This is a genomic window from Streptomyces sp. NPDC096324 (genome assembly GCF_044763015.1).
Lineage (GTDB): Bacteria > Actinomycetota > Actinomycetes > Streptomycetales > Streptomycetaceae > Streptomyces.
The window spans coordinates 13392-38972 of record NZ_JBIWFK010000009.1 but is presented as its reverse complement, the minus strand read 5'-3'; the positions used below and the strand labels follow the sequence as shown (position 1 = coordinate 38972).

Genomic DNA, 25581 nt, shown 5'->3' with positions numbered 1-25581 from the left:
CGCTGCCGGTGGCCGGCACCGGGGCCGTACCGCCGTCGGCGGTCGTGCCGCTCACGCGAACGCCTCCACGCGCACGCCCGAGGACTCCAGCCGCGTCCGTACCCGGCGGGCCAGGTCGACCGCTCCCGGTGTGTCCCCGTGCAGGCACAGAGAGCGCGCCCGGACCGGAACGTGCTCCCCGGAACGGGAGACGACCGTCCCGGAGAGCGCCAGGCCGAGGGAGCGTTCGACCACGCTCTCGGGCTCCGTGATCACCGCGCCCTCCTGGGTGCGGGGCACGAGCGTGCCCTCCTCGGTGTACGCGCGGTCCGCGAACGCCTCCGGGACGACGGGCAGGCCGGCCCCCTCGGCGATCTTCAGGAAGCGCGAGGACGGCAGACCCAGCACCGGCAGACCCGCGCCCGTCAGCAGGACACCGTCGACGACGGCCGCCGCCTGCTCCTCGTCGTGCACGAGCCGGTTGTAGAGCGCGCCGTGCGGTTTCACGTACGCCACCCGTGAGCCCGCCGCGCGCGCGAAGACCTCCAGGGCGCCGATCTGGTAGGCCACTTCGGCCGCCAGCTCGTCGGGCGGCACGTCCATCGCCCGCCGCCCGAACCCCGCCAGGTCACGGTAGGAGACCTGGGCACCGATCCGTACGCCCCGCTCGGCCGCCAGTTCGCACACCCGCCGCATGGTGGGCGCGTCCCCGGCGTGGAAACCACAGGCCACGTTGGCGCTGGTCACGACGGACAGCAGTTGTTCGTCGTCGGTCAGCCGCCAGCGGCCGAAGCCCTCGCCGAGATCGGCGTTGAGATCGATGGGGGTCATGGGCTGCCGTTCCTCCTCCTCCGGCCCGTTCAGGCCACTCGGTACTGCTCGTCACGCGTGTCCGTGATGAACATCCGGCCGGGCGCGTGCGTGATCGCGAACGGCGGACGGGACGCCATCACGGCCGCCTGGGGCGTCACTCCGCAGGCCCAGAACACCGGGATGTCGTCCGGGGCCGCGATCACCGGATCGCCGAAGTCCGGGCGCGAGAGATCCTCGATGCCGAGCCCCGCCGGATCCCCGCAGTGCACCGGACTGCCGTGCACGGCCGGCAGCAGACTGCTCTCCCGGATCGCTGCGCTCAGGTGCTCGGGCGGCACCGGACGCATCGACACGACCATGGGGCCGCGCAGCCGTCCCGCCGGACGGCACTGACGTGCCGTCACGTACATCGAGACGTTGCGGCCCTGCTCGATGTGGCGCAGCGGGACGCCCGCGGAGCTCAGCGCCCACTCGAAGGTGAAGCTGCAACCGATCAGGAACGACACCAGATCGGACCGCCAGTACGGGACGACGTCCCTGGGCTCGGCCACCAACGCGCCGTGCTCCCACACCCGGTAGCCCGGCAGATCGGTACGCAGGTCCGCGCCCGCGGCGAGCACGGTGGTCCACGAACCGGCGTCGGTGACGTCGAGGACCGGGCACGGCTTCGGGTTGCGCTGGCAGAACAGCAGCATCTCGTACGCCCAGTCGGCGGGCACCGACACGAGGTTGGCCTGGGCATGGCCGGCGGCGATCCCGGCCGTGGGGACCGACAGCCCCGAACGGAACCGCCGACGGGCTCTTTCGGGGGTCCACGCGCGCGCGTGGCCGGGGGTCTTCAGGGGACTCGGCGAGCCGTCGCCGGGGAGGGCGGGCGGCCGGACCTGGACGGTGTCGTTCACAGGAGCTCCTTGCCGCGCGTCTCGGGGAGTCCGGTCAGGGCGAGCGCGGCGAGGGCGTAGCCGATCGCGCCGAAGACGAGCGCCCCGCCCACGCCCCAGCTGTCGGCCAGGAAACCGACCGTGGTGGGGAAGACCGCGCCGACGGCACGCCCGGTGTTGTACGCGAAGCCCTGTCCCGTGCCGCGCACCGCCACCGGGTACAGCTCGCTGAGGAACGAGCCGAAGCCGCTGAAGATCGCCGACATGCAGAAGCCGAGGGGGAAACCGAGCACCAGGAGAAGGGTGTTGGCGCCGCTCGGGATGTTCGCGTAGGCGAGGATGCAGGCCGCGGAGAGGACCGCGAACAGCAGGATGTTGCGCTTGCGGCCCAGCCTGTCGGTGAGGAGCCCGCCGGTGAGGTAGCCGAGGAAGGCCCCGGAGATCAGGAGGGTCAGATAGCCGCCGGTGCCGACGACGGACAGTCCCCGCTCCGTCTTCAGATAGGTCGGCACCCAGGTGGCCAGCGTGTAGTAGCCGCCCTGGACACCGGTGGAGAGCAGGACCGCGAAGAAGGTGGTGCGCAGCAGCCCCGGGGTCTCGGCCGTGCCGCGCTTGAAGATCGCGGTGAACGATCCCTTGTCCGTGCTCCTCTCGCGGACCGCGGCCGCCTCGGGGGCGTCCCGCACCTGGCGCCTGACCCAGACCACGAGCAGCGCGGGCAGCGCGCCGGTCCAGAACATCACGCGCCAGGCGAGGCCGTCGTCGAGGTACTGGAAGACCAGCGTGTAGACGAGCACCGCCAGCCCCCAGCCGACGGCCCAGGCGCTCTGGACCGCGCCGAGTGTGCGCCCCCGGTGGCGGGGACTCGCGTACTCGGCGACGAGGACGGCGCCGACCGCCCACTCGCCGCCGAAGCCGAGGCCCTGGAGGGCGCGGAACACCAACAGCGTCTCGTAGTTCGGCGCGAAGCCGCAGGCCACGGTGAACACCGCGTAGGTGATCACCGTGATCATCAGCGCCTTGACGCGTCCGATCCGGTCGGCGACCACGCCCGCTACCGCACCGCCGACCGCGGACACGACGAGGGTGACCGTGGTGAACAGCCCTGTCTGACCGCTGTCGAGGCCGAAGTAGGCCGAGAGCGCGACCATGCTCAGCGGCAGGGTGAAGTAGTCGTACGAGTCGAGGCCGTAGCCGCCGAAAGCGCCGCCGAACGCGCGTCGGCCCCGCGGGCCGAGGGCGCGCAGCCAGCCGAACGCGCCTTCCCGGAGGCCGGGTTCACCGGTGACGGACGACGTGTCGGGGGTCAGGGCCTGGGGTGGAGGGGTCGTGCTCATGGGCACCTCGCAGTGAGGGACGGAGAGTGCATGAGGACTGAGCCGGGCCGTGTGGAAGCCTTGGGGCGCTCGGCAGTTCGCGGTGACGTGGAGAGCGCCTGTCCGACAAGGTAGAGGATCGTTGAACGATCCCTCAATACCCGTGTTGTTTCGTTCTTCGGTCTGCGGTTGAATTCCGGGCATGGCAGAGCTGACGGAACTGGCCGACGATCGCGCCCTGTTGGGCCGCACCAGCACCGCCGAGCGGGTCTCGGACATCCTCAGGAGCCGGATCGCCGAGGGCTTCTTCCCGCCCGGGACACGACTGTCGGAGGACAGCATCGGCGGCGCCCTCGGGGTCTCGCGCAACACACTGCGCGAGGCGTTCCGGCTGCTCACGCACGAGCGGCTGCTGGTGCACGAACTCAACCGGGGGGTCTTCGTACGAGTGCTCACCGTCGAGGACGTCGAGGACATCTACCGCACCCGGTCCCTCGTCGAGTGCGCCGTGGTCCGCGGGCTCGGCGGCCCGCCCTACGCCGTGGAGGGGATCGCCAGGGCCGTCGCCGACGGGCAGCGGGGGGCGCGCGAAGGTGACTGGAAAGCGGTGTCGACCGCCAACATCCACTTCCACAGAGAACTGGTCGCGCTCGCCGGCAGCGCCCGTACGGACGAGGTGATGCGCAGCGTCTTCGCGGAGCTGCGTCTCGCGTTCCACGTCGTGGACGACCCCCAGCGGCTCCACGAGCCCTACCTCGCGCGCAACCACGAGATCCTGCGGACCCTGCGGGCGGGCGACCGTGACGGCGCGGAGCGGCTCCTCGCGGCCTATCTCGACGACTCGCTCACGGGCCTCGTCGAGGTGTACGCACGCCGGGTGGCCGACGGGGGAGAGGGCACGGGCTGACGACCTCGGACGGTGCGTGTGCCGGGTGGGGGTGCCGGCGGGCGCGGCTGTGGCTTCGGTCACGCGGGGCCGGGGGGCGGAGTCTCGGCCACGCTGTGGCTGACCGGCTGACCGGCTGACCGGCTGACCGGCTGACCGGCGGTCCGGCTGACCGGCGGTCCGGCGGTCCGGCGGTCCGGCGGTCCGGCGGTCCGGCGGTCCGGGGTGAGACGCACGCGGTGGGGGTTCTGGGTATGCGGCTGTGTCCATGGCGAGAGACGTGCGCGGTGGCTGTCCGTGTGCCCGGCCGTGCCCACGGCGACCGGGTCGGACGGTTCGTGTCCGGCGGTGGCCGGGGTCGCTTCTGCGCCGTTTCGACCGTTGTCGGACCGAGGACCTAGTCTGTGCACCGTGACTTCGCCTGCATCGACGGACAGCGTTCCGCCCCAGTTCAGCGCGGGGCCGCGCCCGGCGCCGGGCCCGGCCGCCGACGAGGGCCTGGCGCGGCGGCTGCGCGCGCTCGCGTGCACCGCGCCGCTGCACGATCTGGACGTGCGCAAGGCGAACCTCGCGGGTGAGTACACGGTGTACGGCATGGCCGAGGTCGCCCTCGCGGCCATCGATCTCGTCACACTGAACATGGACTTCGACACGGGCGCCGACCACGACCAGATAGTGGCCAGGCTCATTCCGCGCATCGCCGCCCAGGCCCCCGGCCGACCGGTCGCCGAGCACGAGCGCGTGGCCCGCTGGGTCCTGGAGAACCTGATCAACGTCGGCAGCGTCGACCGCGGCTTCCGGGCCGTGTACGGCACCTTCGCGCCCGACGGCAGCTATGTCCGCCGCGACTACGACTTCAAACTGATCGAGGAAGTCCCGGGCTACGGGGGAGGCGTCTACCTCCGGACGACCGACGAAGCGGTCAACGTCCTCGTCGGCGCCCTCGACACCGATGTCACCAGCGCGCAGATCGCCGCCGAGGTCAAGCTGGAGGTGCTGATCAGCCGGGGCCGGTTGGCCGACGCGCAGCTTGCCGCCGAGCAGGCCCGCTACCGCACCGTGCAGTACGCGGAAACGCTGCGCAAGGCGCTCGACGCCACCCGGCGCAACGTCCGGGCCGTCGACTGGCTCCAGGCCGTGCCCGACATGATCGCCGAGGCCCTGGACCACGTGGCCGACCGGTACCGCCACGAGAACGCGATCCTCACCAACATCCGCAAGGCCCGTGACGAGTCCGAGGACCCCGAGCAGAAGCGGCGCGCGGCCGAGCTGGTCGACATAGTCAAGGACTGCATCCGCCGCCACACCCAGCTCCAGTCCCGCCTCCTCGAAGCCGGCCCGCTGTTCCGCGCCGAGCAGGACCGGCAGGCCTTCGGCACCCCCATGACGACCTCGGGGATCGACCTGTACGGCCACCTCGTCGCACCGGTGCTGCCCCTGCCCGTCGAGCGGGCGCTGCGCGTCACCGACGCCTTCTTCCGGCGCGGGACGGGCCTGCGCACCCCCGTCGCCGTACGGGTCGCGGACCTCGTCGACATCCTGCTGACGCCGCCGCTGGAGCGCGAGCACCTCGGCGTGGAGATGCCCGAGCCCGACCTGATCGCCACACCGGACGACAGCCGCTTCAGCGACGAGCAGCTCGCCTCCGCCAAGGAACTGCTGAACCTGCCGCCGGACGCGCCGCGCAGGCTGTCCGGGCTGCTCGCGGAGGCCCGCCGCCGCGATCCCGAGCTGCCCTACCTGGTGGCCCTCCTGGCCGTGCACGCCGCGAGTCCGCCGGTCGGCACCGCCTACCGGCAGGGCGAGGAGCGCCTGCTGTTCGCCGTGGACGACGGGACCGAGCTGGACGACCCGGAATTCGGCGGTGCCGATCTGATCGTCGGCATGGCACTGCTCGACGCGGCCGGGATGAAGGCGGACCGGACATGAACCGTCCGCCGCGAGAGCCCACGCACCGGGCGAGGCCCCGGAACTCCGCAGACGCGCACCGCGGGATGTCCCGGAACTCCGTCGGCTCGGACCACGGGATGTACCGGAACTCCGCAGACGCGCCCCGCGCGATGTCCCGGAACCTCGTCGGCTCGGTCCGTGTGATGCTCCGGAACCCCGCCACCGGCCGCACCGCTTCGGTGAGGGCGCACGCCGGTCCCGTGGGGCCGGGCGCCGCCGGTCCGCGAGCCCCGCACGGGACGCCCGTCAGTCCCCCTGCCCGTACCCTCGTACTTTCGAACAAGGAGTCCCAGCCGTGACCGAGCACGTCGAGTGGAGTGAACCGGAGGCCACCGCCGCACCGGCGAACGCCCCCGTCACCCCTGCCGACGCCGCCGACGCGGCGCGGCTCGTCGCCTTCGGGCTGCAGCCCAAACTGCAGCCCGCCCGCGACCAGGAGTACACCGAGCTGCTGCGCCGCTACCGCGAGAACCCGCCCTTCGCGCGGCTCGCGGACGCGGTGGCCGCAGGCCTCGGTCTCGTCGTCCTCGAGGTGTCCCCGCGCGCGGGGATGGCCGTGACCGCCGCCGAGGACTCGGTCTTCGCCGTCCGCATGGGCGACTACGCGCGCCGCGCCTCGACCGACTCCGGGGACCGGTTCCTGCACGGACTCGCCCACCTCGCCGTGGCCGCCCTGGCCTTCCCGCGCCCCGAGGACCTCGCCGACGACGGATACATCGGACGGGTCTCGGTCAACGGCGTCGACGCGTTCGTACGACAGGCCTGCCGGCGCCTGGAGGAGCGGGCCGAGGAGACCGGCGAGAACACCGACCCGGCGACCGACGCCCCCGGACTGGAGGCGGCCTGGCGGATCTGGGCGCGCCGCAGCTCCACCGGGGCCACCAAGGACGCGCGAAGACTGGCCGGCTCGACGACGGGCATCATCGCCAAGGCCGTCGCCTTCCTCACCGAATCCGGATTCCTCCAGCGCACCGGCGACGACGCCGGCGGCACGTTCCGGACGACCGCCCGCTATCAGCTCCAGGTCCGCGACATGGCGGGCAGCGCGGCCATGGCCGAACTGCTGGAGCTGGGCATCGTCCCGGTGACGGACGGCACGGCGAGCCTGCTGCCCGCCCAGGACACCGACGACCTGGAGCTCGTGGCCGGGGCCGGACTTCCGTTCCACTCCTGACGTCCGCCCGCCCTCCCCGGCTCCCCCTCACGACCTCACCCCCTTTCGACTACGAGAGTCCGCCGCCATGTACGAGCTGTCCCGGGTCCGCCTCTACTCCATCGGGCCCGCCGGTGCGCGTTACGCCGACACCGTGCTGGACCTGCGCGGAGTCGGCGAGCCCGTACCCGACCCGGCGCCCACCCAGGCGGAGTTCTTCGAGGAGGAGCCGGTCGGCCCGCCGCGCCGGCCCGCGCCCGCCGGTGTGCTGTTCCTGGAGAACGGCGGCGGCAAGTCGGTGCTCCTCAAGCTGATCTTCTCGGTCATGCTCCCCGGACACCGCAACACCCTGGGCGGCGCCAGCTCCGGCGTGCTGCGCAAGTTCCTGCTCGCCGACGACTGCGGACACGTCGCGCTGGAGTGGCAGCACACGCTGACCGGCGAATGCGTGGTGGTCGGCAAGGCGAGCGAGTGGCGTGGCCGGCAGGTCTCCAACGACCCCCGGAAGTTCGCCGAGGCCTGGTACTCGTTCCGGCCGGGGCCCGGGCTCAGCCTGGACAACCTGCCCGTCGCCGAGGCCACTTCGGTACGACCGCCCGTCGAGGGCGTCTCCGGGGCGCAGGGGCGGCGGCGCACCATGAAGGGCTTCCGCGACGCGATCACCGAGGCCGGCAAGGCCTACCCGCACCTGGAGGTGCACTGGGAGGAGATCCACGACCGCTGGAACGAACACCTCGGCGACCTGGGCCTGGACCCCGAACTCTTCCGCTACCAGCGGGAGATGAACGCGGACGAGGGCGAGGCCGCCGGTCTCTTCGCGGTCAAGAAGGACTCCGACTTCACCGATCTGCTGCTGCGCGCGGTCACCGACACCCGCGACACCGACGGGCTCGCCGACCTCGTCGGCGGCTTCGGCAACAAGCTGGGACGACGCGCCGAACTCATCGCCGAGCGCGACTTCACCGCCGGTTCCGTGGATCTGCTCGGCCGGATCGTCGAGGCCGCCGGGGCACGGGCACGCGCGCGTGACATCCACACAGGGGCCGAGCGGCGGACGAGGACGCTGGCTCGCCGGCTGTCCGCGCGGGCCGTGCGGGAACGCGTGCGCGCCGGTGAGCTCGCCCAGCGCGTGACCGCCGCCGCGTACGCCGTCACCCACGCCGAGGGCGCCCGCGAGCGCAGCGCGCTGATCGCCGCCGAACTCGCCTACCGGCACGCCTCGCTGGCCCTCGCCGGCGCGGAGAAGTCGGCCGCCGCGCAGAAGCGCGAGCTCGCCGACGCGCGCACCCTGCACGCCGCCTGGCAGGCCGCCGAGGCCGTGCTGCGCCACCGTGCCGCCGCCGACCGCTCCACCCGTGTCGCCGACGCCATCCGCGAGGCCGAACGGGACGCCGCGCCCGCGCTCGCGGCCCGCGCCACCGCCGCCGTCGACCTCGTCCGAGCCCTGCACCGGGCCGCCGAGCGCGCCGAGTCGCTGGCCAACGAGGAGGAGGAGCGGTCCGCGGGTCTCCAGGAGGCCGGGGAGACGGCACACGCCGACTCGACGGCCGCCGCCACCGCCGCGCAGCGCGCCCGCAGCGAGATCGGGCATCTGCGTCAGCGGTTGGCCGAGGTCGAGCAGGAGACCGCCGAGGCGGTCCGGGCCGGCTGGCTCGACGACAGCGCCCCCGACGCCGACCCGGCCCGTGCCGCCCTAGCCGCCAGCGACGCGGAGAAGACGGCCGTCGCCGCCTGGGACACCGCGCGCGAGGCCTCCCGGCGCGCCGCCGACCAGGCGCGGGAAGCGGGGTCCGCCGAGTCCCGGGCCGAGCTGACGGCGGCCCGCGCGGCGGACGCCGCCACGGCCGCCGAGCGCTCGCACGAAGCGGAGCGGGGCACCGCCGAGGCCCTGGCGCGGGAGGAACGGCTCGCGGAGTTGCTCGGCCTGCCGGGCTCCGGCACCCGCCGGGGTGTTCCCCAGCCGCGCCGCGACGAGGACGCCGACGTGCCGGCCGACACGCCGGCCGGCGCACCGCTGGCTCCCGAAGAGCTCGACCGGTACGCGGACGACCTCCGCGGCCTTCTCGACGAGACCGTCGCCTCCGCCGAGCGGCAGCTCTTCGACCTGCGCACCGCCGCCGCCGACGACGCCCGGATCCTCGGGGCGCTCGGCGACGGCGGACTGCTGCCGCCCGGACCGGACGTGCTGGCCGCCGTCGAGTACCTCGGCGAGCACGGCATCCCCGCGCTGCCCGGATGGCGCTACCTCGCCCAGGCCGTCGACCCCGTCGACCATGCGCGCGTCCTGGCCGCCCGGCCCGAACTCGTCGACGGCGTGATCATCACCGACCCGGACACCCACGCGCGGGCCCGAGAGGTCCTCGCCGAGGCGGCGCTGCTGCCCCGCTCCACGGTGGCGGTCGGCACGGCCGCCGCCCTGCTCGCCCCCACCCCGGCCGCAGGCACGGACGACGGCGGGGTCTTCCTCGTACCCCCGAACCCGGCCATGCACGACGAGCACGCCGCCGACGAGGAGCGCCAGGCACTGCGTGCCCGGACCGGTCTGCGGGACGAAGAGATCCGCACCCTCGCCGCCCGCCTCGGCAAGGACCGGGAACTGGCCGCGCGCCTCGCCTCCTGGCGCACCGGCTGCCCCGCCGGACGGCTCACCGAACTGGCCACGGCCGCCCGCGACGCGCGCGCGTTCGCGGAGGAGACCGAGGCCGAGCTCGCCGAGGCCCGCGCCGTCCGCGCGGAGGCGGACGAGACGGCGGCCGAGGCGGCCCACGTGCGCGACGAGCGCCAGGACGCGGCCCAGAAGGCCCGGCGTGCCGCCGACGCGCTCGCCGGACTCGCCTTCCGGCTGCGCGAGCGCGCCGGATGGCAGGTCAACCTCCGCGAACTCGCCGACGAGGCGGCGGAGTCGGAAGCCCGCGCGCAGGTGTGCCTGGAGCGCGCCCGCGCCGCCGACGAGGACCGCCGCGGCGCCCAGCGTGCCGCCGACGACGCCCGCCGCACGGCCCGCGCGCTGCGCGCCGAACGCGCCGAGATCGCCGGCGCCCCCGACGACGTCACGCAGGACGGGTCGGCGGTCGCCAAGGACTCGCTGCCCGCGCTGCGCGAGGCCTACCGGGCGGCGTCGCAGCTCTACGAGCAGGTCGGCGTCGGCGCCGACCTGCGTGCCGAGCAGGCACGGGCCGAGAGCGACGAGAGCGCGGCCCTCGCGGAGCTGGACCGGCTCAGCAACAAGGTCCGCACCCGCGCCGGCCAGCTCCTGGAGTCGCCGGACGGTTCGGACGGCCCCTCCCGGCAGGCCGCCGCGGCACGGGCCGAGGAACTTGTGCAGCTCCTGGAGACCCGGATGTCGACCGCGAGCGAACAGCTCGGGCGGCTGCGCGGCGAGGCGGAGCGGCACGCGCCCGAAGAGGGCGAGACGCACACCGAGCTGGCGGAGGACCTGGTTCCGGTCGACGCCGAGCAGGCCCAGACCCTGCTGCGCACCGCCACGACCGAACTCGCCTCCCGCACCGAGGCGTTGAACCGCGCCCGCGAGGCACACGCGGAGTTCCTCGACGCCCACCGCTCCGCCGAGGACGCGGCCGGCGGCTTCGACGAGACGGCCGCGCTCCTCAGGGACCTCCTCCGCGAGCACGTCGACGAGGACCAGGACGAGCCCGAGCCCTATCCGGGCACCCTCGAAGAGGCGCGGAACTCCGCCGCCGAGAGCCGCCGTTCGCTGCGTGGCTGCGCCGCCGACCTGACCACGGCCGAGGCTGCCGTCCGCGAGGCGAGCGACATCCTCGTGCGCCACGCGAACTCCACGCGCTACGAGCAGGTGCGCACCCCCGCCCGGCAGCAGATCCGCGAGCTGCCCGCCTCCTCCCTGCCCGAGCACGCGCAGAAGTGGGCGGACGCGTTCGCGCCCCGGCTGCGTGTGCTGACCGACGAACTGGCGCAGTTGGAGCGCAACCGGGACTCGATCGTGGACCGGCTGCGCGGACTCGTCGAGTCCTGTCTCGCCACTCTTCGGTCCGCCCAGCGGCTGTCCAGGCTGCCGGAGGGACTGGGGGAGTGGTCGGGACAGGAATTCCTCCGCATCCGCTTCGAGGAACCCGACCAGGCCACCCTCACCGAGCGGCTCGGCGAGGTGGTGGACGAAGCCACCCGCGCGGCCGTCAAGAAGAACTCCGACATGCGGCGCGACGGCATGTCCCTGCTGTTGCGCGGTGTCAGCGCCGCGCTCCAGCCCAAGGGCGTCGCCGTCGAGATCCTCAAGCCGGACGCCGTACTGCGCGCCGAACGCGTCCCCGTCGGGCAGATGGGCGACGTGTTCTCCGGCGGCCAGCTCCTCACCGCCGCCATCGCGCTGTACTGCACGATGGCCGCGCTGCGCAGCAACGACCGCGGCCGTGACAAGCACCGGCACGCCGGCACCCTGTTCCTCGACAACCCCATCGGGCGTGCCAACGCGACGTATCTGCTGGAGCTCCAGCGGGCCGTCTCGGACGCGCTCGGCGTGCAACTCCTCTACACCACCGGCCTGTTCGACACGACCGCGCTCGCCGAGTTCCCCCTCGTCATCCGGTTGCGCAACGACGCCGACCTTCGCGCCGGGCTGAAGTACATCAGCGTCGAGGAGCACTTGCGACCGGGCCTGCCGCGCGAGGCGACCGCCGGGGAGACCGTGCACACCGAGATCACGGCGACACGGATGTTCAAGCGCCCGGCACCGGTGACCCCGTAGCGAGAACCGAAGGGCGGGGGAATCGCGCGCCGTCGGTGATCGGCGACGCGGTTCCCCGCGCTTCGCGCGGTGCGCTCCTCCACGCGGCCTCCCTTCTTCGGGGCGGCCGCCTGGAGCGAACTGCCCGAGGGCCGCTCCCCGCTCACCGACGTCGTGATGGCGAGGGAGCCCCGTGGCCGCCCCCCCCGGGGGCCCGGCCGTCGGACCGGGACGCCAGGGGCGACCGGTCCGACGGCCGGCCGAAGCCCGAAGACACTGCCGCTCCGCGGTCGGACCGAGGCGCGCAGCGGCTGCCGCTCCGCTACGAGTGGGACAACTGCCCGGCCCCGCCCCGCCTGCGTATCCGCTCCTGAGCACGCGCCGCGATCCGTGCCTGACGCCTGGCCTTGCGGCGCTCGCGCCGGAGCGCCCGCGCCGTGCTGCTCGGCACCGACACCACGCCGTTCCGCTGGTTCCACACCTGCCGCGTCACCCACACGTCCAGGGCGGCCCACGTGGCGACGACCGTGCTGGCCACACTGCTGACGACCATCGGGAAAGCCAGCCAGGACTCCGCCATCGTGCACAGGAACGCCACGACGGCCTGTATCAGCGTGACCGAGATGACGAGCACCGCACGCACCGCGGACGTACGCACGGGATCCGGCAGCCGGCGCCTGGGCGCCGGCTCCTCGATCCACAACGGCCGGTAGTACGCCCGCTCCTCGTACTCCTCGTATCCGTACGTGTCGGCGCCCTTCTCCTCGGATCGGCCGCCCCCGCGAGGGCCGGTCTCCCGGGACTCCGCCGCGTCGGGCCCGTCCTTCGCCGACCGCGCGTCCGGCCGACCGTGCCCCGCTGCCGGAACACCGTCATCCGGTACCCGGGTGGCCAGTTGTACCGCCTTTCCTGTCGCAACCTCAGCAGCGGGTGACCCGCTCCGTTCCGCCGTGCCCATCAACTTGTCACTCCCCACCGCCCAGCAGTCCTCTCGCACGGGTGTCTCGCGACCCCCGCCCCCCAGTGGCTGCCCGGCTTGCGCTCTTTTACGCCGACTGAGCGCGGCATGCGGCACCTGTGGCCGATTCCGCCCTCAATTCCCGTACATACAGACGAACAACCTGCCCCGAAGATTCCCGCCGAGCGAAGAATTTCGGCCAACTGACGAAGTTCCCCGCTCCGATGGGATCCGGCCCCAAGTGCCGTATCCCGGGGCGCAATCTCCCCCAATGAACGGACAACACCCGATGTCTAGTTCCCTGTCGGGCCGGATCCACCCTCCGGACGGTCTTCGAGTTGTCTCTGTGTCAGTAGTAGGCTCACGCCGTTTGTTGACGCACATGTGTACCCCTGACCGAAGGGGTCGAGCTGGGGGAGGCCATGCGCTTTCGCGGGAAGTCCATCCGCCGGAAGATTGTGGCGCTGCTCCTCGTGCCCCTGGTGTCTTTGACCGGGATCTGGGCTTTCGCCACCGTGCTGACGGGTCGTGAGGCGAGCCGGCTCTTCAGCGTCTCCGAAGTCGTGCAGAAGATCGGCTACCCGACCGAGGACACCGTCAGGGTTCTCCAACGGGAACGCCGGCAGACACTCGTCTACCTGGCCGATCCTCGCGCCTCCGACGGACTCGCCGCGCTCAGGCGCAGCCGCGGCGCCACGGACCGCGTCCTGGCCAAGGTCCGCAGGAACGCCGGCGACAAGGGCGTGCGCGAGGAACTCGGCGGAGGCACCGCGGAGCGCCTCACCTCGCTCCTCGACGCCGTCGACGGGATCTCCTCGCTGCGCAACGGCGTCGAGGACGGCACCTTCGACCGCGTCCAGGCCCTCGGCCTCTACGACCGGCTCATCGATCCCTGCTACGTCCTCCTGGCCAACCTGCACGTGGTCGACGACGTGGAACTGGACAAGGAGAGCCGCGCCCTCGTCAATGTGTCCCGTGCCCGCGAACTGCTCTCCCGTGAGGACGCCCTTCTCGGCTCCGCACTGGTCGCCGGACACCTCACCCGCGACGAACTCCGCCAAGTCTCCGACCTCGTAGCCCAGCGCACCCTGCTGTACGACGTCAGCCTGCCGCTCCTTCCCTCCTCGGACCGCGCCCGCTTCGAGCGCTACTGGGGCAACGCCGGCACCGGGCCGCTGCGCGCGGCCGAACGGGCGGTCGCCACCTCGACGGACGGCTCTCCCAGCGGCGTCACGGCCAAGAGCTGGGACGGCGCGGCCGGGCACGTGCTCGCCGAGCTCGGCCAACTCGAGGACCTGGCGGGCGACCACTACCGGGACCGGGTCAGGCCCGTGGCCCTGAGCGTCATCCTCCAGGCGGTCGGCGCGGGCGTGGTCGGCCTCATCGCCCTGCTGACCTCGCTCGTCATGTCCGTACGCATCGGCCGGAGCCTCATCCGCGACCTGCGCCGCCTGCGCATGGAGGCCCACGAGGCCTCCGGCGTACGGCTGCCCAGCGTCATGCGCCGGCTCTCGGCGGGTGAACAGGTCGACATCGAGACCGAAGTGCCGCGCCTGGAGTACGACAGGAACGAGATGGGCGAGGTCGGCCAGGCCCTCAACACCCTTCAGCGCGCCGCCGTCGAGGCGGCCGTCAAGCAGTCCGAACTGCGCGAGGGCGTCTCCGAGGTCTTCGTCAATCTCGCCCGCCGCAGCCAGGTCCTGCTCCACAAGCAGCTCACCCTCCTCGACACCATGGAACGCAGGACCGAGGACACCGACGAACTGGCCGACCTGTTCCGCCTCGACCACCTCACCACCCGCATGCGCCGCCACGCCGAGGGCCTCGTCATCCTGTCCGGCGCGGCGCCGTCCCGGCAGTGGCGCAAGCCGGTCCAGCTCATGGACATCGTCCGCGCCGCCGTCGCCGAGGTCGAGGACTACGAACGCGTCGAGGTACGCCGGCTGCCGCGCGTCGCCATCACGGGCCCCGCCGTCGCCGACGTCACCCATCTCGTGGCCGAACTGCTGGAGAACGCGACGGTGTTCTCACCGCCGCACACGGCGGTGCACGTCGTCGGTGAACGCGTCGCCAACGGCTTCACCCTGGAGATCCACGACCGCGGCCTCGGTATGACCGCCGAGGCACTGCTCGACGCCAACCTGCGCCTCGCCGAGACCCCCGAGTTCGAACTCTCCGACACCGACCGGCTCGGCCTCTTCGTGGTCAGCCGGCTCGCCCAGCGGCAGAACGTCCGCGTCTCGCTCCAGCCCTCCCCGTACGGCGGCACCACCGCGGTCGTCTTCATGCCGGACGCGCTGCTCACCGACGACGTCCCGGACACCAATGGCATCGGCTTCCGCCTCGACCGCACCCTGCCCGCCAAGGGACGCAAGACCGAGGAACGCCCCGGCGCGGCACTCGCCGAGTCGTCGGCGCGGCTGCCCGGTCTGCCCGCCTCGGTCCTCGACGGACCCGTCGAGCTGGACGCGCCCGTCGACCTGGACACGCTCACCGGATTCCCCGGCGCGCTCGGCGACGACGACAGCGAACGCGGAGGACTGTTCCGTCCCCGGCGCTCCATCGCCGGGGTGCCCACAGGGCGGCACCAGCAGGCCGGAGAGGCCGACGAAGCCGCCCGGCCGGAGGACGACGACCGTCCGGACGGAGCTCCGGTCCCGCTGCCACGACGCCGGACGCCCAAGCTCGTCAGCTCCCACGGCCGTCCCGTCACGGGCACCAGGTCGTGGCGCGACCGGATGGACGAGGGCACGACCCCGGAGCTGGAATCGATGCGGGACCCCGGACCGGGAGGGAACGAGGACCACCGGGACCACCGCGTGCCCGAACTCGAAGGGGCCAAGCCCCTGCCCAGGCGGCAAGGCGAGCGGCCCGCCGTCCCGGCCAGGCGCGGCGGTGAACGCTCCGGCGCCCCCGGTGCACGGGGAGCCTTCGGCACACCGGGGAGGCCCGCTCTCCACGAGGCACCCGAACCTTCCGGAACACCCGGTCTCCGTGAGAACACCGACCGCCCGGACACGTCGGGCCACCACGACGCCCCGGCCCTGCCCCGGCGCACCCGCACCTCGGCGTCCCCGGACGACGAAACGACTCCCCGCCGCGACATCGCGACAGGGCAGGCGGAAGCCGGAACGGCCGCGCTGCCGCGGCGTGTCCGGCAGGCGAATCTGGCCCCCCAGTTGAAGGACGGGCCGGCGCGGCTCGCCGAGCGCGGCAACGGCCGCGACGGCACGCGGCCGGATCCCGCCGAACGGGACGCCGACGAAGTACGCAGTCGCATGGCCTCGCTCCAGCGTGGCTGGCAGCGCGGCCGCGAAGAGAACGCCGAGGGCGACCAGGCCCAGGACGGCTCAGCACGAGGAAAGACAAAGGGGGACGGTCGATGACCGCACCGAAGGCCGCAGGGCCCGCCGCGACCGGCAATGTGTCCGGCGAACTGAACTGGCTGCTCGACGAACTGGTGGACCGCGTCGCCAGTATCAACAAGGCGATCGTGCTCTCCGGCGACGGCCTTCCGACCGGGGCCTCGAAGGACCTCACAAGGGAGGACAGCGAACACCTGGCCGCCGTCGCCTCCGGCTTCCACAGCCTCGCCAAGGGCGTCGGCCGGCACTTCGAAGCGGGCAGCGTCCGCCAGACCGTCGTCGAACTCGACGAGGCCTTCCTGTTCGTCACGGCCGCCGGTGACGGGAGCTGCCTCGCCGTCCTCTCGGACGCCGACTCCGACGTGGGCCAGGTCGCCTACGAGATGACACTCCTCGTCAAGCGGGTCGGCGTACATCTGGCCTCCAGTCCGCGCACCGATCTGCCTTCGGGCGGGTAGTGGGATGACATGAGCGGAGACGGTCAGGGAAGACGCCACTGGTTCGACGACGAGGCGGGCCCGGTGGTCCGCCCGTACGCCATGACCCGCGGCCGTACCACCAGCGCGGCCCAGCACCGCCTCGATCTGATCGCGCTCGTGGTCACGGAACTGCACGCCGAGGACCCCGAGTCGGACCACTCGCTGTCCCCGGAACACGTGGACATCGTCGAACTCTGCCGTGACGTCCCCCAGTCCGTCGCCGAACTCGCGGCGGAACTCGATCTGCCCATCGGAGTGGTGCGGGTCCTGATCGGGGATCTGGTGGATGACGAAATGGTGCACGTGACACGTCCCGTTCCCCCCGCCGAACTGCCGGACGAGAGTATTCTGCGCGACGTGATCAGCGGCCTCCGGGCGCTCTGAGCTGGGCGGAAACGGGGAACAGACGTGACAGGCTGGCAGTTCTGGGTCGACCGGGGCGGGACCTTCACGGACATCGTCGCGCGGCGCCCCGACGGGGGGCTCCTCACGCACAAACTGCTGTCCGAGAACCCGGCCCGCTACGCCGACGCGGCCGTCGCGGGCGTCCGTGAACTCCTCGGCGGCGAAGGGGACCCGGACGCCCCCGTCGACGCCGTGCGCATGGGCACGACCGTCGCCACCAACGCTCTTCTGGAACGCAAGGGCGAGCGCACCCTCCTCGTCACCACCCGGGGCTTCCGCGACGCCCTGCGCATCGCCTACCAGAACCGCCCGGCCATCTTCGCCCGCGCGATCGAACTCCCCGAACTGCTCCACGAGCGGGTGATCGAGGTCGACGAACGGATCGCGGCGGACGGCACCGTCCTGCGCGCCCCCGACCTGGACGCCCTCGCCGCATCCCTCCAGGAGGCCTACGACGACGGGATCCGCGCGGTCGCCGTGGTCTGCATGCACAGCCATCTCCACCCCGCCCACGAACAGGCCGTGGGCGCGCTGGCGACACGTGTCGGCTTCCCGCAGGTCTCCCTCTCCAGCGAGGTCAGCCCGCTGATGAAGCTGGTGCCGCGCGGTGACACGGCCGTCGTCGACGCCTACCTGTCGCCGGTGCTGCGCCGCTACGTCCAGCAGGTCGCCGCCGAACTCCGGGGCGTACGGCTGATGTTCATGCAGTCCAACGGCGGCCTCGCCGAGGCCGGACAGTTCCGCGGCAAGGACGCCATCCTGTCGGGCCCCGCCGGCGGTATCGTCGGCATGGCCCGGATGTCGCAGCTCGCCGGCTACGACCGCGTCATCGGATTCGACATGGGCGGAACATCCACGGACGTCTCCCACTTCGCCGGAGACTACGAACGGACCTTCACCACACAGATCGCCGGAGTCCGGCTGCGCGCCCCCATGCTGGACATCCACACGGTCGCCGCCGGCGGCGGATCGGTGCTCCACTTCGACGGCTCCCGCTACCGCGTGGGCCCCGACTCGGCCGGAGCCTCCCCCGGACCCGCCTGCTACCGCAACGGCGGTCCCCTGACGGTCACCGACGCCAACGTCGCCCTCGGCCGCGTCCAGCCCGCCCACTTCCCGAAGGTGTTCGGCCCCGGGGGAGACCAGCCCCTCGACGCCGCTCTCGTCCGGGAGCGCTTCACCGCCCTCGCGCACGAGATCCACCAGAGGACCGGTGACTCCCGCACTCCCGAGCAGGTGGCCGAGGGCTACCTGCGGATCGCCGTGGCCAACATCGCCAACGCCGTCAAGCGGATCTCCGTACAGAAGGGCCACGACGTCACGCGCTACGCGCTCACCACGTTCGGTGGCGCCGGAGGCCAGCACGCGTGCGCGGTCGCCGACTCGCTCGGCATCCGCACCGTCCTGGTCCCGCCCATGGCGGGCGTCCTGTCCGCCCTCGGCATCGGGCTCGCCGACACGACGGCCATGCGCGAACAGTCCGTCGAGGCACGCCTCGAACCGGCCTCGATGCCCGGCATCCTGAAGACCGCCGACGATCTGGAGAGCGCCACCCGCGCCGAACTCCTCGCCGAGGACGTCCCCGAGCATCGCGTCCGGATCACCCGCCGGGCCCAGCTCCGCTATGACGGCACGGACACGGCCCTGACCGTCGAGCTCACCGAGCCCGACACCATGACCCACGCCTTCGAAGAACGTCATCGCGCCACCTACTCCTTCACCCTCGACCGTCCGGTCGTCGTCGAAGCCCTCTCCGTGGAAGCCACCGGTCTCACCGAACCCCCCGATCTCTCCGCCCTCGCCCCCGACGAGGCCGCACCCGCCTCCCGCCCCGCCGCCGCACCGACCGTCCGACTGCACACGGGCGGCGCCTGGCACGAGGTGCCCCTGCACCAGCGTCGGCAACTCCCGCCCGGCGAGACCGTCGACGGGCCCGCGATCATCGCCGAGGCAGGTACGACAACCGTCGTCGACGACGGCTGGCGGGCCGCGACGACCGACGACGGGCATCTGGTCATGGAACGCGCGGCGGTCACGGAGAGTTCCGATCTCACTACCCAGGCGGACCCTGTCCTGCTCGAGGTCTTCAACAACCTCTTCATGTCCATCGCCGAACAGATGGGCGCCCGCCTGGAATCGACCGCGCAGTCCGTCAACATCAAGGAGCGCCTGGACTTCTCCTGCGCCCTGTTCGACCCCGACGGAAACCTGGTGGCCAACGCCCCGCATATCCCGGTCCACCTGGGCTCGATGGGCACGAGCGTGCAGGAGGTCCTCCGGCGGCGCGGCGACAGCATGCGGCCCGGTGACACCTACGCCGTCAACGACCCGTACCACGGCGGCACCCATCTCCCCGACGTCACCGTGATCACCCCGGTCTTCGACACGGAGGGTGAGCGGATCCTGTTCCACGTCGCCTCGCGCGGCCACCACGCTGAGATCGGCGGCATCGCCCCGGGCTCCATGCCCGCGAACAGCCGCACCATCGACGAGGAGGGCATCCTCTTCGACAACTGGCTGCTCGCCGAGAACGGACGGTTCCGGGAGGCGGAGACACAGGCCCTGCTCACCGCGCCGCCGCACCCCTCGCGCAACCCGAGGACGAACCTCGCCGACCTGCGCGCCCAGATCGCCGCCAACCGCAAAGGCGTCGACGAAGTCGGCCGGATGATCGAGGACTTCGGGCTCGACGTCGTCCAGGCGTACATGAGGCACGTCCAGGACAACGCGGAGGAGGCCGTGCGCCGCGTCATCGACACACTCCAGGGCGGCGAGTGCGCCTACGAGACGGACTCGGGGGCGGTCATCCGGGTCCGCGTCTCCGTGGACCGCGACGCACGCTCGGCCACCGTCGACTTCACGGGAACGTCGGCGCAGCTCGGCACCAACTTCAACGCGCCCTTCGCCGTCGTCAACGCCGCTGTCCTGTACGTCTTCCGCACCCTGGTGGACGACGACATCCCGCTCAACGACGGCTGTCTGCGCCCCCTGCGCATCGTGGTGCCGCCGGGGTCGATGCTCGCCCCGGAGCCCCCGGCCGCCGTCGTCGCCGGCAATGTGGAGACGTCCCAGGCGATCACCGGCGCCCTGTACGCGGCCCTGGGCGTTCAGGCGGAAGGCTCCGGCACGATGAACAACGTGACGTTCGGCAACGAGCGCCACCAGTACTACGAGACCGTGGCCTCGGGTTCGGGCGCCGGCGACGGCTTCCCCGGCGCCCCCGTCGTGCAGACCCATATGACCAACTCGCGGCTCACCGACCCCGAGGTCCTGGAGTGGCGACTGCCCGTCAGGCTGGAGGAGTTCGCGATTCGACACGGCAGCGGCGGCCCCGGACACTGGCGGGGCGGCGACGGCGCCGTACGACGTATCCGCTTCCTGGAGCCGATGACCGTCTCGACACTGTCGCAGCACCGCAGGGTGCCGCCGTACGGCATGGCGGGCGGCGGGCCCGGTGCCCTCGGCGTCAACCGGGTCGAGCGCGCCGACGGAACCGTCACGGAACTCGACGGAAGCGATGCGGCGGACGTCGGACCCGGCGACGTACTCGTCATCGAAACCCCCGGCGGCGGGGGCTACGGCCCACCGCCGCACGACCCACACCAAGCAGGAGAAGAGATCGATGATCTTCGGGCGTTCTGAGCGTGGCAAGCCTCCGGTCGAGCCCGTCACGCTCAAGATCCTGGTAGCGGGCGGCTTCGGCGTGGGCAAGACGACCCTCGTGGGCGCGGTCAGTGAGATCAGGCCGCTGCGCACCGAGGAAGTCCTCACCGAGGCGGGCCGGCCCATCGACGACATCAGTGGTGTGGAGGGCAAACACACTACGACCGTCGCCATGGACTTCGGCAGGATCACGCTGCGCGAGGACCTGGTGCTCTATCTGTTCGGGACCCCCGGGCAGGATCGTTTCTGGTTCCTCTGGGACGAGCTCGCCACGGGTGCCCTGGGTGCCGTCGTGCTGGCCGACACCCGCCGCCTGGAGGACTGCTTCGCCGCGGTCGACTACTTCGAGCGGCGCTCCATACCGTTCGTGGTCGGAGTCAACTGCTTCGAGGAAAGCGCCCGTTACCCCGCGGAGGCCGTCCGTCAGGCCCTCGACCTCGACCCGGACGTGCCCGTCGTCCTCTGTGACGCGCGCGACCGTGAGTCGGTCAAGGAAGTCCTCATCCGCGTCGTCCAGCACGCGATGACGCAGGCGGCGGCCGCCCGCGAGGCCGTCGCGACCTGACGCCCGCCGCCCGTCACCGCCGTCACGACGCGCGGGTGCGGCCCGTACCCCCGCCGACCGGGGTACGGGCCGCGGTCGTGCCCACGCGCGTGGTTCACCCGCGTCCCACGCGCGTGGGAGTCACTCGACGGTGTCGTCGTGCCACCCGAAGCTCTTCTCCACCGCCCTGCGCCAGTTGTCGTACTCGCTGTCACGCACCGACGCCGCCATGGACGGCGTCCATTCGACGTCCTTCTGCCAGTGCGACTTCAGCTCGTCGAGGCCGTTCCACACACCGGTCGCGAGCCCCGCCGCGTACGCGGCGCCCAGGCAGGTCGTCTCGGAGACCCTCGGACGGATCACCGGGACGCCGAGGACGTCCGCCTGGTGCTGCATCAGCAGATTGTTCTTGGTCATGCCGCCGTCCACCTTCAAGGTGGTGATCCGCACCCCGGAGTCCTGGTACATGGCGTCCACGACCTCACGCGTCTGCCAGCTCGTGGCCTCCAGGACCGCGCGCGCGAGGTGCGCCTTCGTGACGTACCGCGTGAGACCGGTGATGACACCGCGCGCGTCCGAGCGCCAGTAGGGGGCGAACAGGCCCGAGAAGGCGGGCACGATGTACGCGCCGCCGTTGTCCTCGACGCTCGCCGCCAGTGTCTCGATCTCGTCGGCGGAACGGATGATGCCCAGTTGGTCCCGGAACCACTGGACCAGGGCGCCCGTGATCGCGATCGACCCTTCGAGGCAGTAGACCGGGGCCTCGTCGCCGATCTTGTATCCCATGGTGGTCAGCAGCCCGTTCTTCGACGGAACGGGCCTGTTGCCGGTGTTCAGCAGCAGGAAGCTGCCGGTGCCGTAGGTGTTCTTGGCCGTGCCGACGTCGTAGCAGGCCTGGCCGAAGACCGCCGCCTGCTGGTCGCCGAGCGCCGACGCGACCGGCACACCGCCGAGCTGACCCACGGCGGTCCCGTACACCTCGGCGGAGGACCTGATCTCGGGGAGCACCGCTTCGGGGATGTCCATCGCGGAGAGGATGGAGGGGTCCCACTGGAGGGTGTCCAGGTTCATCAGCATGGTGCGCCCGGCGTTGGTCACGTCGGTCACGTGCCGTCCGCCGTCGGTGCCGCCGGTCAGGTTCCAGATGAGCCACGAGTCGATGGTGCCGAAGGCGATCTCACCGCGCTCCGCGCGACCGCGCAGGCCCGGGACGTTGTCGAGCAGCCAGGCCGCCTTCGGCCCGGAGAAGTAGCTGGCCAGGGGGAGTCCGGTCTGCTCGCGGAAGCGGTCCTGGCCGTCCGGGCCGCCCAGTTCCTTGCACAGCGCCGACGTGCGGGTGTCCTGCCACACGATCGCGTTGTGGACGGGCTTGCCGGTGGCGCGGTCCCACAGGACCGTCGTCTCGCGCTGATTGGTGATGCCGAGAGCGCTGAGCTGGTCGGCGCGCAGTCCGGCCTTGGCGAGCGCTCCCGCGACCACGGCCTGCACCTTGGACCAGATCTCGGTGGCGTCGTGCTCCACCCAGCCCGGCTTGGGGAAGATCTGGCGGTGTTCGCGCTGGTCGACGGCGACGATCGCGCCGCCCTGGTCGAAGATGATGCAGCGGCTGGAGGTGGTGCCCTGGTCGATCGCGGCGACGTATTTCTCGGCGTTGTCCGTCATGTCGTCCCCTTACGTGTTCTTCGTCAGGAGGCTGATGTCTCGGCAGGAGTCCGCACTTCGAGGTGGCGGCGAGGGCTCAGAAGGCCACGTTGTAGATCCCGGCGCCGATGGCGGCACCCGCGATGGGGCCGACCACCGGGATCCAGGAGTATCTCCACTCCGATGTGCCCTTGTTGGGGATCGGCAGCAGCGCGTGCGCGAGGCGGGGCCCCAGGTCGCGGGCCGGGTTGATGGCGTACCCCGTGGGGCCGCCCAGCGAGAGACCGATGCCGACGACGAGGAAGGAGATGAGCAGGACCGGCAGTCCCGCGTCGCCGATGCCGGCGACATGCTTGGCGCCGCCGACCATGCCGAGGATGGGAAGCATCAGGGCGGCGGTGGCGATGGTCTCGGTGATCAGGTTCTGTACCGGGTTGTCGATCTCGGGACGCGTCGAGAAGATCCCCAGGGTCTCGATGGCCTTGTCGTCCTCGGCGTTGAGGTTGAACTGCCCGAGGTAGAGCAGCCAGCACAGGACCGCGCCGATGACGGCGCCGGCGAACTGGCCGAGGATGTAGAAGGGCACGTCCGACCACTTCGTGGAACCCTCGATCGCGAATCCGATGGTGACCGCCGGGTTGATCTGCCCTCCGGACAGCGGCGCCGAGGTGTAGGCACCGGCCAGGACGCCGAAGCCCCAGCCGAAGGTGATGACGATCCAGCCCGCTCCCTGGGCCTTCGACCTGTTCAGGGTGACGGCGGCGCACACACCCGCGCCGAAGAGAATCAGAATCGCTGTGCCGATCAACTCGCCTATGAAGATGTCTCCGTTGCTCATGGCGGCTCCTGGGCTCTCGCCCGGAACGATCAGCTCCGGGCTGACGTGCGAGGGCGTTCCCATGGCTGCTTCCGCCGGAGGCGGGGAGTTCCCGCGCCCCGCCCGGCGTCCCGGAAGTGTTCTCCGGTGCCCAGGGGGCGTCAAGGTCGCGGACCGCACCGGTTGCGGGGCGCCACCTGGACGCGCCACGGAGGCCCGTCGGCACCCGGCGCGGGGACCGCTTTCAGCCAGTCGATCAGGACGTCATGCGATCAGGACGCCATACGGTCGGGAGGTCATGCGGTCGGGGCGGGCGGCCGACCGGATCATCCGGTGAGCGTCTGCCCGTACGGCTCCATCGGCCCGGTTCCCACCCCGCGCCGGACCTCATGCCCGGGCAGCCCCGCCCGCCCCAGTACCCAACTCGCCCCGTCCAGGGCCTTGGCGGCCTGCTTGAGCGGTGCCAGTGAGGTGGCCGCCTGCCGGTGGTCGATCACGCTGCCGGGCGCGCACAGCACCGTGGCCAGCGACAGGGTGACGGCTCGGCCGCCCGCGGCCCAAGGTGTGTCGAGCACCGACGCGGCCAGCGGGTCGAGCGTGTCGGGGTCGGCGAGGACCAGGAAGTCGTCGCCGCCGATGTGCCCGACCAGCGTCGCCTCGGACGCCGAGTGCTGCAGCATCCGCCCCACCGCTTTGATCAGCTCGTCGCCGGCCGCGAATCCCGCTCCGTCGTTGACCTGCTTGAAGTGGTCGATGTCCAGCCAGCTCAGCGCGAACATCCGGCCGTCCGCGATCCGCCGGTCCACCTCTCCGGTGATCATGTCCGAACCGGGCAGCCGGGTCAGCGGGTTGAGCCCCGCTGCCTCCTCGACCCGGCTGTCCGACAACGCCCGCACGAGATCCGCGAGGCGTACGACACCCACGCACCGCCCGTACCGGTCGACGACCGCGACATCGTCGGACGTACGGTCCCGGTCCCCGTCCGCGACCACGTCGAGCACTTCCCAGGCCGTGGCATCGAGACCGACCGTGCGCGGCACGTCACCCAGCTTGGCGGCCGGCCGGTCGGCGTACAGGGCGTGCCCGTAGCGGCCGGACATCGACAGCAGGAAGCGTGACCGGTGCACCGAGCGGACCGGTCTCCCGAACGGGTCCACGAGCAGCACACCGGACACGTCGGGCGACCCCGTGAGCAGGGACCTGACCTCTCCGGCCGACGCGGTGGCCGACAGCAGCGCGGCCGGGCGGACGAACTGCCCCACGGACGGCCCGGACCGGGGCGCGACGCGGGCACCCGGGAACAGCGCCGGAACGTATACATCCGCCGAGGGCCGCCGGGCGGGCGGGGCGAACAGGTCGCCCTGCGCGAGCTGCGCGCCCGCCGACACGGCGGCGGCGCACTGCAGTTCCGTCTCGACGCCTTCGACGGACAGCAGCGCGCCGAGCTGTTCGCACAGCGTGCGCATCGCGCGCACCGCCGCGGGCCGCGACAGCAGGGACACGTCGAGCTTCATCAGCTCCGGGGCGAGGTCCGTGAGCAGGCGCAGCGGTACGTCGCCGTCGCCGATGCCGTCCGCGCAGATCCGGAAGCCCTCGCCGCGCACCGCGGCCACCGCCTCCAGCAGCGCGTGCTGCGGCACGTGTGTGTACGGCGGGACGATGTCGACGGTGACCTCGCAGGGAAGCCGTCCGGCGTGCCGTACCTCGTCGCGCAGCGCGGCCAGCCGGCCGAGGTCGGCCAGCGTCGCGGCGAACACGTTGACGTGCAGGGGGAGCAGGGTCTCCCTGCGGGCGGCGGCCCGGATGGCCAGCGCGGCCAGCCGGCCGTCCAGTTCGGGCTCGCGGCGGGCTCGGGCCAGGATGTCGCCGGACTCCGGGCGGGCGAGCGTCTCCAGCGCCGCGATCCCTCCGGTCGTCAGGTTGACGACCGGCTGGAAGGCGAAACGGACCATATCCGTCCAGGAGGGCACAACAGCATGGTCTCGCCGTCGGCGCACGCCGGTGCGCGATTCACGAGGTGTTCACGCAG

16 protein-coding genes are annotated in these 25581 nt (G+C 72.2%); 9 read left to right on the top strand and 7 right to left on the bottom strand.

Going from position 1 to position 25581, the window contains the following annotated elements:
- Positions 1-51: 51 nt before the first annotated feature.
- From ACIQ7M_RS25090 to ACIQ7M_RS25080, 3 genes are read right to left on the bottom strand one after another with little or no spacing between them, the layout of a single operon-like run.
- The gene (locus ACIQ7M_RS25090; RefSeq protein ID WP_403648275.1) at positions 52-810 is read right to left on the bottom strand and encodes a LamB/YcsF family protein; all 759 of its coding nucleotides are present in this window, start codon (positions 808-810) and stop codon (positions 52-54) included.
- A gap of 29 nt (positions 811-839) precedes the next feature.
- A complete protein-coding gene (locus ACIQ7M_RS25085) occupies positions 840-1634 on the bottom strand; it encodes a putative hydro-lyase (protein WP_355769151.1) in 795 nt (264 codons plus the stop codon).
- 56 nt (positions 1635-1690) lie between these two features.
- Positions 1691-3010 carry an MFS transporter gene (locus ACIQ7M_RS25080; protein WP_403648272.1) on the bottom strand — a complete coding sequence of 440 codons (1320 nt, stop codon included), beginning with the start codon at positions 3008-3010 and terminating at the stop codon, positions 1691-1693.
- 181 nt (positions 3011-3191) lie between these two features.
- On the opposite strand from ACIQ7M_RS25080, the gene ACIQ7M_RS25075 reads away from it, so the two are divergent.
- From ACIQ7M_RS25075 to ACIQ7M_RS25060, 4 genes are all read left to right on the top strand, one after another.
- Positions 3192-3896: a GntR family transcriptional regulator gene (locus tag ACIQ7M_RS25075; RefSeq protein ID WP_403648269.1), complete on the top strand. Its 705-nt coding sequence runs from the start codon at positions 3192-3194 to the stop codon at positions 3894-3896.
- Between the two features lie 390 nt (positions 3897-4286).
- Entirely contained in the window at positions 4287-5804 is a 1518-nt protein-coding gene (locus ACIQ7M_RS25070; RefSeq protein WP_403648266.1) for a hypothetical protein, read from the top strand.
- A gap of 316 nt (positions 5805-6120) precedes the next feature.
- Positions 6121-6999, top strand: coding sequence for a hypothetical protein (locus tag ACIQ7M_RS25065; protein ID WP_386980132.1), 879 nt, complete (start codon positions 6121-6123; stop codon positions 6997-6999).
- Between the two features lie 67 nt (positions 7000-7066).
- Entirely contained in the window at positions 7067-11701 is a 4635-nt protein-coding gene (locus ACIQ7M_RS25060) for a hypothetical protein (protein WP_403648263.1), read from the top strand.
- A gap of 301 nt (positions 11702-12002) precedes the next feature.
- Here ACIQ7M_RS25060 and ACIQ7M_RS25055 read toward each other — a convergent pair whose 3' ends face one another.
- Positions 12003-12638 (bottom strand): hypothetical protein, encoded by a 636-nt coding sequence (locus tag ACIQ7M_RS25055; protein ID WP_403648260.1) that lies wholly within the window; start codon positions 12636-12638, stop codon positions 12003-12005.
- A gap of 422 nt (positions 12639-13060) precedes the next feature.
- Between ACIQ7M_RS25055 and ACIQ7M_RS25050 the strand changes: the two genes are divergently transcribed.
- Genes ACIQ7M_RS25050 through ACIQ7M_RS25030 form a run of 5 tightly spaced genes read left to right on the top strand, consistent with a single transcriptional unit; the run spans position 13061 to position 21115 of the window.
- A complete protein-coding gene (locus tag ACIQ7M_RS25050; protein WP_403648256.1) occupies positions 13061-16024 on the top strand; it encodes a nitrate- and nitrite sensing domain-containing protein in 2964 nt (987 codons plus the stop codon).
- A complete protein-coding gene (locus tag ACIQ7M_RS25045; RefSeq protein ID WP_355767002.1) occupies positions 16021-16461 on the top strand; it encodes a roadblock/LC7 domain-containing protein in 441 nt (146 codons plus the stop codon). Before ACIQ7M_RS25050 ends, ACIQ7M_RS25045 begins: the two co-directional genes overlap by 4 nt.
- 9 nt (positions 16462-16470) lie before the next feature.
- Positions 16471-16866 carry a DUF742 domain-containing protein gene (locus ACIQ7M_RS25040; RefSeq protein WP_355766999.1) on the top strand — a complete coding sequence of 132 codons (396 nt, stop codon included), beginning with the start codon at positions 16471-16473 and terminating at the stop codon, positions 16864-16866.
- A 24-nt stretch (positions 16867-16890) separates the two neighbouring features.
- Positions 16891-20529 carry a hydantoinase B/oxoprolinase family protein gene (locus tag ACIQ7M_RS25035; protein WP_403648251.1) on the top strand — a complete coding sequence of 1213 codons (3639 nt, stop codon included), beginning with the start codon at positions 16891-16893 and terminating at the stop codon, positions 20527-20529.
- Complete coding sequence (locus ACIQ7M_RS25030; protein ID WP_355766994.1) at positions 20510-21115, top strand: ATP/GTP-binding protein; 606 nt, start codon at positions 20510-20512, stop codon at positions 21113-21115. Before ACIQ7M_RS25035 ends, ACIQ7M_RS25030 begins: the two co-directional genes overlap by 20 nt.
- A 120-nt stretch (positions 21116-21235) precedes the next feature.
- On the opposite strand, the gene glpK is transcribed toward ACIQ7M_RS25030, so the two are convergent.
- From glpK to ACIQ7M_RS25015, 3 genes are all read right to left on the bottom strand, one after another.
- A complete protein-coding gene (gene glpK, locus ACIQ7M_RS25025) occupies positions 21236-22756 on the bottom strand; it encodes a glycerol kinase GlpK (RefSeq protein WP_355766991.1) in 1521 nt (506 codons plus the stop codon).
- Positions 22757-22832: 76 nt separating this feature from the next.
- The gene (locus ACIQ7M_RS25020; RefSeq protein WP_403648247.1) at positions 22833-23573 is read right to left on the bottom strand and encodes an MIP/aquaporin family protein; all 741 of its coding nucleotides are present in this window, start codon (positions 23571-23573) and stop codon (positions 22833-22835) included.
- A gap of 305 nt (positions 23574-23878) precedes the next feature.
- On the bottom strand, positions 23879-25504 hold the full coding sequence (locus ACIQ7M_RS25015; protein ID WP_403648244.1) for a GGDEF domain-containing protein: 1626 nt from the start codon (positions 25502-25504) through the stop codon (positions 23879-23881).
- Positions 25505-25581 lie beyond the last annotated feature (77 nt).